Origin of the sequence: Leucobacter musarum subsp. musarum (assembly GCF_001273845.1) — a bacterium.
Taxonomy (GTDB): Bacteria; Actinomycetota; Actinomycetes; order Actinomycetales; family Microbacteriaceae; genus Leucobacter; species Leucobacter musarum.
Map to the genome: position 1 here is coordinate 332,886 of NZ_JHBW01000087.1, position 12,351 is coordinate 345,236.

Genomic DNA, 12,351 nt, shown 5'->3' on the forward strand with positions numbered 1-12,351 from the left:
GACTAGCTTGCCACGACCGCCGCGGTGAGCTTCGACAGCGGCTCGCTGAGCGCGCTCAGCTTGGCGGCGAGCTCGTTGCGCTCCGCCTGCGTCACGGTGTCGTAGAAGACGAACCCGTCGGTGTAGTTGCCGTAGGTGGCGAGCAGCGCGAACATGTCGTCGAAGCGCTCGTCGAGCTCGTCCACGAGATCCTGATTGCCGTTCGTCACGGCGAGTTCGCGCACCGTGTCGAAGGCAACCTGAGCGCCCTCCACGTTGGCGGTGAAGTCGTAGAGATCGGTGTGTGCGAACTCGTTCTCTTCACCGGGGAGCTTGCCATCGGGCGCCGCCACCTCGTCGAGGAGGCCCTTTGCGCCCTCAGTGATGTCGGCCAGGGTGAGGGTGAAGTCCGGCGACGCGACCTTCTCCTTGAGCTCGGTGATGTCGGCGACGAGCTGGTCGCCGACGACCTTGCGCTGCTCGGGGGTCAGCGGCGTCAGATCGGGGTCGCCCGGGTAGTCGCCATTTGCGACGGCCGCGTCGTTCCAGAGATCCATCTCAATGCGGTGGAAACCGGTGAAGTCGAGTCCCTCTTCATCAGCGCCCGGCTTGCGGTAATCGATCTTCGGGTCGAGATCGCCAAACTGCTCGGCGGTCGGCTCGATGCGCTCGTAGTTGATGCGCGCGAGCGGGAAGAGGCGCTTTGCCTCGTCGTCATCGCCGGCGACGTAGGCATCGACGAAGGCCTGCACCTGGGGCAGCAGTTCTTCGGTCTGCGCCTTCACATAGCCGACGTACTGCGCGATCACCGCGTCGTCCTCGGGCGACGTCTCGATCGCGTCGCCGCTCACCGAGAATGCGGCCTGGCCCACGCCGGCACCGATCATGCCGGGCTTGCAGCTCGTGAAATAGTCGCCCGGGCCGACCTGCACGGTGAGGTCGCGGCTCGCACCGGGAGCAATGTTCTCGACCTCACCGACGATCGTCAGCTCGTTGCTGCCGAGCACGTAGAACTCGTTGACCTTGATGCCGTCGTTCTGCACGGTGAAGGTCACGGTGCCGCTCTGCGCGGTCGCGGTCTCGACGGTGCAGTCGGTGTCGCTTGCCGTCACGGCGATCGCGTCACCGCTCGGCGCTGCGTTGGGTACGCAACCGGTCAGCAGCAGCGCTCCGGCTGCGACGGCCATCAGTCCACCGGCGGTGCGGCGGGAGGAGACGAGATTCACAGGGTTCCTTTCGAGGAAGCGACGGCCGGTTCGGCTGCCGCGCGGTGTGCACGTATCGTGCGCTCCTGCGCGAACGAAGCGCGGAGGAAGAGCGTGAGGGTCAGAATGAGGTAGGCGAACCAGGCGACGACCTCGAGCTTCGTCATCTCGGGCGAGAACCCGAGGGTGCCTTTGAGCAGCGCCCCCAGGAAGCCGTCGGGAGCAATGACGTGCGAGATCTGGAAGGCCCATGCCGCCGCGCCGTACCAGCTCGCGACGAACGCGCTCGCACCGAGCGGCGGTTCGGCGAAGGGGCCGGGCAGCACGGCCGCCTCCTGCAGGTCGTGAATGCCGTAGGCGAACACCCCGGCAGCGAAGACAATCAGCAGAATTCCGGACCAGCGGAAGAAGCGGGTGAGGTTGATCCGGATCATGCCGCGGAAGAGCGCCCACCCGATGATGACCGCCAGGATGATGCCGGACACCGCGGTGACGAAGCCGAGCAATGGCGACAGCTGGCTCGCCCGCGTGGTCGCCCAGATGAACAGGGCAGTCTCGAGCCCCTCGCGTCCGACCGAGACGAAGCCGAGCAGGGCGACGCCCCAACCGCTGCCGAGCAGTGCCCGATCGACCTGGCCGCGCAGCTCCGAGCTGAGACCGCGCGCGGCGCGCAGCATCCAGAACACCATCCAAGTCACCATCACGACGGCGACGAGCGAGAGCGAACCGCCGATGATCTCCTGCGCTTGGAACGAGAGGCCATAGGCGCCGAAGGTCAGCACGGCACCGACGATCATCGAGAGCAGGATCGCCGCAGCGACGCCGATCCAAATCTTCACTGCAGCGTCGCGCCGCCCGAGTTGCTTCACGTAGGCGAGCAGCACACTCACGACGAGTGCGGCTTCGAGGCCTTCGCGGAGGCCGATCATCAGCGTCCCGATCATGCGCGGCGACCTTTCATCAAACATGCGATCTGAGTAAGGCACGCCTTACGGAGCGAATGTATCACATGTTCATCTGATGTGAGGTTGGCGCAAAAAAACGGGCGCGACCCTCGAGAGGGTCGCGCCCGTGAAGACGCGGCCGCCGATCAGTCAGAGATGATCGGCGACACGCTGCCGATTACTCGGCGAAGTGCGACGACAGGAACCAGCGATCCTTGTCGAGCTGCTGCGCCACGGCGATGACCACGTCCTGGCTCACCAGGTCGACGTCGTCGAGGCCCTTGACCGCGGCATAGACCGTCTCGAGCGTTGCGTCGATCTGAGCGACGATCTCGCGAACGGTGACCTTCGACTGCTGGAAGCCGTCGCTGAGCTGCGGGGTCGTGGTGCGCGCCGCAACGGTGCCGATGCGGGCGTCGATCGGCAGGCCGAGAGCGACGATGCGCTCTGCGACGGTGTCCGATGCATCCTGAGCGTGCGCGACGACCTCATCGAGGAACTCGTGCACGCCGATGAAGTTCTCGCCGCGTACGTGCCAGTGCGCCTGCTTGCCGTTTACGGCGAGCGCCACGAGGTCGTGGACGACGGGCGTCAGGTACTGCGCGACACCGGTCGGGCGATGCAGGTCGCCCTGGGCTGCGGGAACGGTGATCTGCTTGGTAGACATCGAGTGAATCCCTTTCGTTGGTGTGCGTTGACAACATTCACACTACGCCGATTTCAGCCAGGCGCAAGCAAGGCAAGGCTTGGCTGAACATCGGAAAACTCCCAGATGAAGGGCAGGTTTGCCTAACCGAGGATACGTCGCAGCAGCTCCTCGGGAGCGCGCCGCGGGCCGGTGAAGAAAGGCGTCTCTTCAATGACGTGACGACGCGCTTCGACGGCGCGCAGTTCGCGCATCAGATCGACGATGCGCACCAGATCATCCGCTTCGAACGCGAGCAACCACTCGTAGTCGCCGAGTGCGAACGACGCGACGGTGTTCGCGAGCACGTCGCCGTAGTCGCGCGCCGCCATCCCGTGTTCGCGCAGCATCTTGCCGCGGTCGGCATCGGGCAGGAGGTACCAGTCACGGCCGCGCACGAACGGGTAGACGCACACGTACTCCTTCGGTGCATCACCGGCGAGGAACGCGGGCACGTGGCCGCGGTTGAACTCGGCGGCGCGATGCACGCCGACGTTCGACCAGACGGGCGCGAGCCGACCGCCACTCCACTCCCAGACGGTGCGATACGCGAGCTGCAGCGCTTCGCTGGTAGGCGCGTGCCACCAGATCAGCACGTCGGCGTCGGCGCGGAACCCCGAGACGTCGTACCAGCCTCGCGTGGTGAGGCCATCGATGGCGTCGAGCTCGGCGAGCAGCCCGCGCACGATCCCGTTCAGCGCCGGCGAAACACCCAGGCCGCCCGAGGGTCGCGTTTCTTTGAATACTGCGTACATCGTGAAGTTCGTCGCCGCGTTGATCGCTTCGGCAACGTGGCGGTGGTCGACCTGCGGTCGCTGTGCGTCAGACATGTGCTCTCCTCGGGCTGTGTTCGTGAAGTTCGTTCGGAATCGCCGTGCGCCGGTCAGTCGAGCACGCTCGCAAGCACCGGAATGCCCGTGACCTCGCCGTGGCGCATGCGGCAGCTGTCGGCCGGCGCCTCGTCGGGGAAGGCAGGGAATGAGCCGAGTACATGCGGTTCGACCGATTCGCCGCGCTCGCGCGCCGCGCGTTCGAGCACCATGTCGACGAGGCCGGAGACGAAGGTCCGGCGCACACCGACCGTGCCCGCGCGCACCGCGCGAACCCCGTGCTCAGCGGCCGTCTCCATCGCCTCGATATCGAGATCGAAGGCGACCTCCATATGGTCAGAGATGAACCCGATCGGCGCGAAGATGATCCGGCGCACACCCTCGGCGACCAGCCCCTCGATGTGATCATTCACGTCGGGCTCGAGCCACGGAGTGCGCGGGTCGCCCGAGCGGGAGCAGTAGGCGAGCGACGACGTGAATTCGACGCCGTGGCGCTCGCGCAGATCGGCGTCGATCGTGGCACGCACATCTTCGTGCTGCTCCCGGTACCCGGGCCCGGTCACCGCTGATGCGTCTTGCATCGTGTCCGGGATCGAGTGCGTGACGTAGACGATGTGCGCGCCGGCGAGGCCGTCGTCGAGCTCCGCCGCTGCGTGCTCGATCGCTTCGCGGTTCGCGTGCACGAAGCCCGCGTCGTTGAAGAATGGTCGCAGAATGTCGATCGCGGGCGCATCTTCGCCGAGCGCCTCGACGGCTGCGGCCAGGTGCTCGCGGTACTGCCGACTCCCGGAGTACGAGGCGTACGCACTCGTCACGAGCGTGAGGATCCGCTTCGCGCCGAACGCCGACGCGTCGCGCAGCGTGTCGACCGTGTACGGGTGCCAGTTGCGATTGCCCCAGATGACCGGGAGCGCGATCCCCCGACTGCGCAGCTCCTGCTGCAGCGCCGTCACCAGTGCGAGGTTCTGATCGTTGATCGGACTCCGCCCGCCGAAGTGATGGTAGTGCTCCCCCACCTCGGCCAGGCGATCCTCAGGGATTCCCTTGCCGCGAGTGACGTTCTTCAAGAACGGGATCACATCGTCAACGGCATTCGGGCCCCCGAAGGAGCAGAGCAGCAGGGCGTCATACGGCAGCGCAGGTGCGGTCATACCTGCACGCTACCACCGGGTTTCCTGTAGATCTGATGTATAAGATCGGATGTGCGGTGAGGCGCGAAATTCGTCACTGCGGATCGGGCAAAACCAGGGTTGATGCCTCGAATGTCCCCACCAGCACAGGCCCCACAGGTGCGCTCCGATAACATAGGATCACCATCCGTCCCACGCAGCAAGAGGTCCGCCATGTCCAGTGCCATTCGGGGCTCACAAAAGGCCCGAGACACCCTCGACTACCTGCGCGACAAGATCTCTTCGAGCGCCTGGGCCGTCGGTGAACTCATTCCGAAAGAACCGGAGCTCATGGAGCTCATCGGTGTCGGCAAGTCCACGGTTCGCGAAGCCGTTCGCTCGCTCGCCGCGTTCGGCATGCTCGAAACCGTGCCCGGTGTCGGCACGTTCGTGCGATCCCGCACACCGGTCAGCACGCTCCTGACCGAGTTTCTGGGTGACCACGATCTCGAAGAGGTGCTGGTCTACCGGCGCTCACTCGAGATCGAGGCGGCCCAGCACGCTGCCGTGCACCGCACCGAGGAGCACCTCGCCGCGCTGCGCGAAGCCGCACTCCGTGACCAGCACGCTGAAGCCGACGCGGTCGCCTCGTGCGAACAGAGCACGAACCCCGGCTCCTTCCATCTGCTCGTCGTCGAGGCCAGCGGCAGCAAGCTGTTGCTCGATCTCTACCTCGGTGTCATGTCGGTGCTGCAGCGCGCGAGCGCTCAGGGCCGCGTGATTCTCGGCACCACCCTCGAAACCATGCACCTCGATCACGGTGCCGTGCTCAGCGCCATCGAAGCCCGCGATGTGCGCAACGCGGCACACTCCATGGCGCTGCACGTCGACCGCGACCTCGGGCTCCGCACCGACATGCTCGATTTCAGCCAGCACACGGAGCGAGCCGCATCGCTCATCGACGCGGGGTACGACCCGGGCGAGACCTCGGGCGACCCGGTCACCGCCGCTGAGCACATCGACGCACCCGCGGCGGCTCGAGAGTCGATCAGCTGAACCGAGCCATCGCTAAGATAGAACGGTTACTCAGGGGGCGTTAGCTCAGTCGGTCAGAGCAGCGGACTCATAATCCGTCGGTCGCGGGTTCAAGCCCCGCACGCCCTACGACGAAAACTCGCAATGCAGTGTAGTCGCATCCGAACAGTTACATGCGTCTGGCCTCTTTATCTCGGGTCAGAGCCACGCGAATTACGGTATGAGTTTAGGGGCCGCACAAAAACGATTCCGGCGGCGGACGAATTTTGCTCGCTCGAATACGACGGCCGTGTGTGCAATTCGTAGATGGCACTTCATTGAGCAATGGTCGCAGACAGAAAACGTACTTGTAGACGAGTAATCAGTCGACGCACTACGGCCCGAGCGCCCCCGCCCCTAGCTCTTGCGATTGTACGCTCCACCTGGAATATCTCCACCCCAGTGCGATTCCATTTCGAGAGCGGCACGATAGAGCACACGCGGTCGTGCACATTGACGGCTCAGCGCGGCAAGGCTGTGGGATAGGAGCAAACATGAAGTTCAAACCCCAGGAGCAGCACGGCTCCACATCCGATTCGAAACAGGCGTCAGATGCTCCTCGCGTAGAGCGGAAGATTGACGAGGCCCCGACGCATGGTGCTCGCTCTCCCTGGGAAGACGAATGCGAACCGGCACGCTCGGGAGCCGATCCTGAATGCAATCATGAATCGGGGATGCTCGATGCGATCGTTCCACTCTTACATGGCTGACTTCGAAATCGATACGGTTACTCCTCGACCGAAAGCACCCTGGTTTGCATGGTTGCTAACCCCGCGTTGGGGGTCGGACCGCGGGCCGGAGGATTCAGATGGTTAAGTGATGGGGCCTACGGCTCAAAAACGTCTAGCTCTTCGGCGGATCTGCCGGGCCGCCGGAGGCGACGTCCTCCTCCGTCATCGGATCTTGAAAGCTCTGCCCATCTCGAGATTCGGATCGACGCGAGTCTCCAGCGTTGTCGCCACCTTCGTTTTCTTCGGCGGCTTCTTTATTGGGGTCCAGCGAACGTGGGTCATCGGGGAAGCTATCGCCAAGGCTGCGAGGATTTGGTGTCATCATGTGGCTGAACCTAACAACCGACCGTCGCGTACTCCAGACCATTGACAAACATTGAGCGTGAGGGCTTTCAGTCTCTCTCAGCGCATACGGGTTCGCTGAGCTCCGAACACACCGGAACGGTCATTTTTGACGTCTTGACCCTGCTGAGCTGCCCCGAATCGCGAAGTGATCCTCGATGAATCCGAGGGCTCAGCGCTAACCGCCGAATCGTCCACGCCGAATGGCGTGCGGTCCTTTCGGAACGCTCTCTCGCGGGCGAATTCGTGAGCGGTGCTCAGCATTTCTGCCTGCTCGAGTGCGCGATGGCCAAGTGCTACAAAGACGTCGGCGTCGAGGCCGAGTTCGCTCGCGTGCTCGGCCAGAGTCTGCCAGAGACCCAATTTGCCGACTACAGCGCTGCGCAGCAACTCGACTTCCAGCACGAGCGACATTGGCGACCGTGAGAACACGCGCCCATTGAGTTTCAAACGTCCCACGCGCTCACCGACCCATGCCGCGGCTTGGCGATACGGTCGACTGCGTACGTCAAGATCGTTGATGAGATGGGAGAGGAACGCTCGTTCGAGTCGCAATTCCTCTGCGAGCTCGGAGAGCTCGGTGTAGACCGGGGTATCAACGTAGGTGTCGCACATGCGCCCGATGCGCTCAGCTCCCGCAGTGGCACCAGTCAAATGGTCGGAAAGATACAGTCCGAGCAGTTCCCAATCGATCTGGGGCGCCTCGGCCAGCGATCCCAGCTCTTCGGGAGCACCTGCAGATTCGGCACCTCCCGTCGGCGTGCCGTGCAGCGATGCGAGTCGCGCTTCGTCCAGGGATCGGGCACGCAAGGGAATCGACTCGGCGCCCGCCCCTTCGACCATGCCCTGCAGGAGCTCACGGAGAGCGTCTTCGGCGGTGTGTTTCGGCACCCAGCCCAGTGTCGTTTTGGCATGCGCGGCATCCATATGGGGCGCCCCTAGCGCGAGGTCGAACCACCCCGCATCGACGGCAATGAGACCTGATCGATGGGCGGCAGTCATGAACCCGCGCACGATCGGTGTAGGAAGTTCGAAGTATCGGCCGTGATCCACGATTTCGGCCAGCACCTGAGCACTGAGTACATCATCCGCACATACGTTGAATGCTCCAGCCGCTCGCTGCACGACGATGCGCGCATACGCATCGGCCAGGTCGTCAGCATGGACGGCCTGGATACCGCGTAACCCGGCCGGCAACGGCACCGCAGGCAAATGAGCATGTCGCAACGCCTGAACGGGCACGGCGGGGCTCAGGAAGTACCGCTGAATCGATGACGCCGCGTCCCGCTGGAATACGAGCGCGGGCCGCACACGTGACAACACGATGTCGGGATGCTTGGTAGCGAAGGCATCAAGCAACTCTTCCTGCGCTACTTTGTCAATGCTGTACTGGGACGTTTCGATACCGCCCCGTTGCCAGTCCTCGGAGCGCGGCACGGTGGACGGATCAGCAGCGTACACGCCGACCGAAGAGGCAACCACAACATGCGCGACGCCCGCTGCAGCGGCCGCATGCAGTACTCGTCGCGTCCCCTCGACGTTCACTCGACGGAGGAGTTCACGTTCAGCGATTGGTTGAATGAGCCAGGCAAGGTGCACCACGGCGTCGACGCCCGCAAAGACACGTGTGAGCTCGTCGATAGCCGTCAACTCTTCAGATGCGGCACCGATATCAATTGATGCCCACTCGCAGGCGGAATAAGGTTCGGCAGATACGTCCGGTGTTCGGCGCGCGATACCCACCACGGACCCCACCTCCGGCGAATTGGCGAGCGCACGCAGGAGCGCTGTTCCGGTGTTTCCTGTAGCCCCAACCACAGCGATGCGGAGCGAAGATTCGGCGGTTTCAGGACCAGATGCTGCGTACTGCGATTCGGGCATTGAGCTCCTCCTGGTTCGTGGACGTCGATCGATATGACTTCAACGCTCGTGCGATATCGCACCTCGTCACAGGGGGTTGCGCGGAGCACAGTGGTGGGTCAAGCCCCCTGCACCCACGCGAAGGAGACCGTACTGTCGGAATCACAGCTGCTCATGAGTGACGAATGAGAGGGAGGGTGCATCGATGGTCGAATCTGTATTGGGTGGACGCGTCGACGAACTTGCGCAGGAAATTGCTGAGCTGGCCGCACGCACAGGCCGTTCGGTGGCGGTAGCCGAGTCACTCACCGGCGGGCAATTGGGAGCCGCACTCGCAGCAGCCCCCGACTCGAGTTCGTGGTTCCGCGGCGGCATCATCGCGTATCACCCGGAGGTCAAGTACACACTGCTCGGGGCTCCACGCGGGGCGGTGGTTACAGAAGAGACAGCTGTAGCGATGGCCGAATCTTCCCAGCGTCATCTTCTCGCCGACATCACCGTCGCAGTAACCGGTGTCGGTGGGCCGGATCCGGATGAGGGGAAACCGGCCGGGACTGTCGTGCTGGCCATCGTAAGCACCGATGCTGCTTCCCACGTCACGAACTTTACGTTTGCAGGTTCACCCATCGACGTTATGCGCCAGACCGTCGAGGCGGCGCTCGAGGCTGTGCTTGCGCGGCTTCACGCCATCGGGTGAGAACGATGGAGTGATCACGCCAGGCACACGTGGCCCTGCCTCCTTCATCACGGGGTGGGTCGCCCACTCACGCGACGAGCGCCAATGGTGGCGTTGGGTTACATCCTTGGTCGCAATTTCGCAGGTGAGTGAGAGCGCGTCGAGTCCGTTCGCGCACAGTCGATAGCGGCGTTGAGGTTCGCAAGGCGATCTGTTGCTGCGTCAGTCCAAGACAAATGGCGAGCGACACATACGCTCGTTCTAAGGGCGACAGGCAGCGCAGCACGTCACCGTCGGCGGCACCTTCGAGCACGCGACCGAGCGAGTCGTTGTTTTGCGCGTGGTTGCTGGACTGGAGATACGCAATTTCAATGATCCACTCGGTAAGAGATCCTTGATAATCGGCGAAGACGTGAGCCCGCGGCCAAGCGGCAAGGTACGTCCTTTCGAGCAGCACTTCCGCGTGCTGCTGGTCCTGGGTGAGGGCGAGAGTGAAGGCAAACACGCTCCTGAAGGTTGCGTCATACACCTGCGCAAAGGCTCCGATGTCCCCCAATCCAACCGCCCGCATCACCTCACGTTCATCCAACACAGCGTCGTCGGCTCGCTGTGACGCGGACGGATCTAAGGTGGTCATGATCAGAGGGTCCCATGAACTAGGCCAGAGACAAGGTCGGTTGCAATTCAAGGCTCAGAGTGTTATGCCGAAGCACATCTCGCTCACTGGATGAGCGCAGCGAGACGTTTCATCTAGTTCGGAGTATTTGTACCTTCACCTGCACTGATGACACCTGCTGAGCTCACGAATGAGCCGGACCGACTGGCCAATTACATACCGGGTAGCATCTGCTCAACTACATGCGGTGCTGGTGGCCCTCGTGCCAGAAAAGTTGGTCGTAGGTAGGCGACTCAAGCACCTCTGCCTGCTGCGCATGTTTCAATCGTGGCTCCGATGCTCGAAACATCGCGGTGAGAACGCCTACCGTCTTTGGGTTTCTTCCGCGTTTCGATCTAATCTGCTGAGGTGAGGGAAAGTAGGGACCAAAACTCTGGCAACGGGCCTGGTGAGGCTGTGAAGTTTGATGGCGCGGCGTCGTTCACTGCGTTCGCTGAGAGTGTTGTGGCGTTGCTAGCCGAGCAAACTCCACTTCCCGATTGGGCAGTATCTCGGGTAGCAGACGGCGAGCAGATTCTCATCCACGTCCGACATCACGAACTGGCCATCGTGGGGGAACGCGTTACCTGGAACGAATCACTTTGTAGCCGCATGAGTTCAGGGGGCGCGCACGTGGTCCCCGACACACGAAGAGATGCTTCTTACGCAGACCTTGAGATGGCAGAGCACGTGGGAGCGTATGCCGGCTACATTTTTAAAGACAGTAACGGTGAACAGTTCGGCGTACTCTGCGGCGGCCGTCGCGCCCCACTCGTTGAGGGCGAGCACGTCGACGCGTTATTTATCCAGCGCCTCAGCGAGCTGCTCTCACAGCATCTTGCGCTCTCGCTCGCGGTTGATGCAGAGCGGAGGCAAACTCAGTTGGCGAACATCCTGGCTGAGACAGACCCTCTTACCGGTCTGCTCAACAGGCGCGGCTGGGAACACGCCGTCGCCGACGCACAAGAAAGGGTCGATGCGTTCGGGGATGCTGTAGCAATCGGGATTGTAGATCTCAACGGATTGAAAGCGACCAATGATCAGCTCGGGCACGCTGCAGGCGACGACCTTATTGCTCGCGCAGGGCGGGTGCTTCGTATGAGCGCTCGTAGCTCAGGCCGCATTGCGCGCCTCGGAGGTGACGAATTCGGTATCTTGGCGGAAGGGATAGGTTCGGTGAATACTCCCAAATACTTTGCAAGAATCGAGTCGGCACTTGCGGAAAGTGGGCTCAGCGCTGCAGTAGGTTATTCGGTCGCGAATCCCGGAAATCGTGACCTCATGAGGTCGATGCTGAAGGCAGACCAAAACATGTACGCACATAAGTCCCGGCAGCGGAGCGGCCGCTCGGAGTAACCGCCATCTTACGGTTCACGAGAGTCGGTACCTAGTGCGAGGATCTGCGCAATTGATATAGATCCGCGATCGCGGATGCGAACACCCATACTTCGATCGATACCTAGCGGAGCCCTGAAACACGGAAGTACCACCTCCCCACGAAACCAAGACTTTCGGCCGAGCGCTCCAGTCCTTGTGGAAGGACTGCAGATCCGCAGATGTGTCGGCCCACCCCCGACCAATCCGATCGAACACGATGCAGTGTGGGCAACGGGACGCTACGTGACGTGTGTCGTGTTGATCATCGACGCCCTATTCCCACGAATCCATTCATTGATTCGGCATCCACAACAGTGGCGAGGCGTCGGCGATCATGCGCTGATTCGCAAGCCATACCCACTTTCTGGCGTCACCGCCAGCCCTACATCGGGAACCATCTTGAAGATACATTTACATGCATGCAATATATTGTCGAGCGACGCCAAGTGCCCGGAGTGGGCACCGTGACGGCGACATTTCGCATCGTCACCGCCGGCATCTCAAGCGCTGACCGTACCCTTCTTGATGCCAAGCTCGACGGCGGCACACTCGCCGCATTTCGCGATCTCCCGGCAATTAAGCGCATTTTCAGCGCGAAATAGAAGCGCCGATACCCCTGCTAGATGAATGGCGAGACATGGGCGCTTCTCGGGGACCCCGATGCGCACTATGGTTTCGCGAACAACGACTTAGCGACAATGAGTGCCGCCCCCTCCTTGGGAAGGTGGAGAGGGCAGCGTGTCGTCCAGCCACAAAACTGTGGGGTAGTGCAGGGAACTGGTACGACACATCTAGGGTGCACCGGGCACCTTTGGCGGGCAACAGGGTTGCCCACCGATTCAGTGTTTGGTTATGTCATTATGCGTCGGTCCCCGCGGCGCGTG

General features: G+C 62.5%; 11 protein-coding genes and 1 tRNA gene. 5 read left to right on the top strand and 7 right to left on the bottom strand.

Annotation, left to right across the window (positions count from 1 at the left end; genetic code table 11):
• Positions 1 to 2: 2 nt before the first annotated feature.
• The 5 genes from efeO to CH42_RS10570 all read right to left on the bottom strand — a co-directional run bounded on the left by efeO (position 3) and on the right by CH42_RS10570 (position 4,794).
• Positions 3 to 1,205: an iron uptake system protein EfeO gene (efeO, locus tag CH42_RS10550; protein ID WP_239684015.1), complete on the bottom strand. Its 1,203-nt coding sequence runs from the start codon at positions 1,203 to 1,205 to the stop codon at positions 3 to 5.
• Positions 1,202 to 2,128, bottom strand: coding sequence for an iron uptake transporter permease EfeU (gene efeU / locus CH42_RS10555; protein WP_053353127.1), 927 nt, complete (start codon positions 2,126 to 2,128; stop codon positions 1,202 to 1,204). The genes efeO and efeU overlap by 4 nt, the downstream gene beginning before the upstream one ends.
• Before the next feature lie 178 nt (positions 2,129 to 2,306).
• On the bottom strand, positions 2,307 to 2,795 hold the full coding sequence (locus tag CH42_RS10560; protein WP_053353128.1) for a Dps family protein: 489 nt from the start codon (positions 2,793 to 2,795) through the stop codon (positions 2,307 to 2,309).
• A 122-nt stretch (positions 2,796 to 2,917) separates the two neighbouring features.
• Positions 2,918 to 3,643, bottom strand: coding sequence for a hydrogen peroxide-dependent heme synthase (hemQ, locus tag CH42_RS10565; protein WP_053353129.1), 726 nt, complete (start codon positions 3,641 to 3,643; stop codon positions 2,918 to 2,920).
• 53 nt (positions 3,644 to 3,696) lie between these two features.
• On the bottom strand, positions 3,697 to 4,794 hold the full coding sequence (locus CH42_RS10570; protein WP_053353130.1) for a ferrochelatase: 1,098 nt from the start codon (positions 4,792 to 4,794) through the stop codon (positions 3,697 to 3,699).
• Between the two features lie 192 nt (positions 4,795 to 4,986).
• Here CH42_RS10570 and CH42_RS10575 point away from each other — a divergent pair, with 192 nt between their 5' ends.
• Together CH42_RS10575 and CH42_RS10580 are read left to right on the top strand one after the other, a co-directional pair.
• Entirely contained in the window at positions 4,987 to 5,808 is an 822-nt protein-coding gene (locus CH42_RS10575) for a FadR/GntR family transcriptional regulator (protein ID WP_082309398.1), read from the top strand.
• A 34-nt stretch (positions 5,809 to 5,842) separates the two neighbouring features.
• Positions 5,843 to 5,916 (top strand) — tRNA-Ile (locus tag CH42_RS10580).
• A 1,043-nt stretch (positions 5,917 to 6,959) separates the two neighbouring features.
• On the opposite strand, the gene CH42_RS10585 is transcribed toward CH42_RS10580, so the two are convergent.
• On the bottom strand, positions 6,960 to 8,780 hold the full coding sequence (locus tag CH42_RS10585; RefSeq protein ID WP_082309399.1) for an NAD-dependent epimerase/dehydratase family protein: 1,821 nt from the start codon (positions 8,778 to 8,780) through the stop codon (positions 6,960 to 6,962).
• 184 nt (positions 8,781 to 8,964) lie between these two features.
• Between CH42_RS10585 and CH42_RS10590 the strand changes: the two genes are divergently transcribed.
• Positions 8,965 to 9,456: a CinA family protein gene (locus CH42_RS10590; RefSeq protein WP_053353131.1), complete on the top strand. Its 492-nt coding sequence runs from the start codon at positions 8,965 to 8,967 to the stop codon at positions 9,454 to 9,456.
• Between the two features lie 67 nt (positions 9,457 to 9,523).
• On the opposite strand, the gene CH42_RS10595 is transcribed toward CH42_RS10590, so the two are convergent.
• Positions 9,524 to 10,072, bottom strand: coding sequence for a sigma factor-like helix-turn-helix DNA-binding protein (locus CH42_RS10595; protein ID WP_053353132.1), 549 nt, complete (start codon positions 10,070 to 10,072; stop codon positions 9,524 to 9,526).
• Between the two features lie 696 nt (positions 10,073 to 10,768).
• Here CH42_RS10595 and CH42_RS10600 point away from each other — a divergent pair.
• Positions 10,769 to 11,446, top strand: coding sequence for a GGDEF domain-containing protein (locus CH42_RS10600; RefSeq protein WP_053353133.1), 678 nt, complete (start codon positions 10,769 to 10,771; stop codon positions 11,444 to 11,446).
• A gap of 440 nt (positions 11,447 to 11,886) precedes the next feature.
• On the top strand, positions 11,887 to 12,069 hold the full coding sequence (locus CH42_RS16380) for a hypothetical protein (protein ID WP_156322537.1): 183 nt from the start codon (positions 11,887 to 11,889) through the stop codon (positions 12,067 to 12,069).
• Positions 12,070 to 12,351: the final 282 nt, after the last annotated feature.

What these genes read in the sequence shown, in the direction of transcription:
- efeU (WP_053353127.1), bottom strand. Translation starts at nt 2,128, where the DNA reads ATGATCGGGACGCTGATGATCGGCCTCCGCGAAGGCCTCGAAGCCGCA.
- CH42_RS10560 (WP_053353128.1), bottom strand. Translation starts at nt 2,795, where the DNA reads ATGTCTACCAAGCAGATCACCGTTCCCGCAGCCCAGGGCGACCTGCAT.
- hemQ (WP_053353129.1), bottom strand. Translation starts at nt 3,643, where the DNA reads ATGTCTGACGCACAGCGACCGCAGGTCGACCACCGCCACGTTGCCGAA.
- CH42_RS10570 (WP_053353130.1), bottom strand. Translation starts at nt 4,794, where the DNA reads ATGACCGCACCTGCGCTGCCGTATGACGCCCTGCTGCTCTGCTCCTTC.
- CH42_RS10575 (WP_082309398.1), top strand. Translation starts at nt 4,987, where the DNA reads ATGTCCAGTGCCATTCGGGGCTCACAAAAGGCCCGAGACACCCTCGAC.
- CH42_RS10585 (WP_082309399.1), bottom strand. Translation starts at nt 8,780, where the DNA reads ATGCCCGAATCGCAGTACGCAGCATCTGGTCCTGAAACCGCCGAATCT.
- CH42_RS10590 (WP_053353131.1), top strand. Translation starts at nt 8,965, where the DNA reads ATGGTCGAATCTGTATTGGGTGGACGCGTCGACGAACTTGCGCAGGAA.
- CH42_RS10595 (WP_053353132.1), bottom strand. Translation starts at nt 10,072, where the DNA reads ATGACCACCTTAGATCCGTCCGCGTCACAGCGAGCCGACGACGCTGTG.
- CH42_RS10600 (WP_053353133.1), top strand. Translation starts at nt 10,769, where the DNA reads ATGGCAGAGCACGTGGGAGCGTATGCCGGCTACATTTTTAAAGACAGT.
- CH42_RS16380 (WP_156322537.1), top strand. Translation starts at nt 11,887, where the DNA reads ATGCAATATATTGTCGAGCGACGCCAAGTGCCCGGAGTGGGCACCGTG.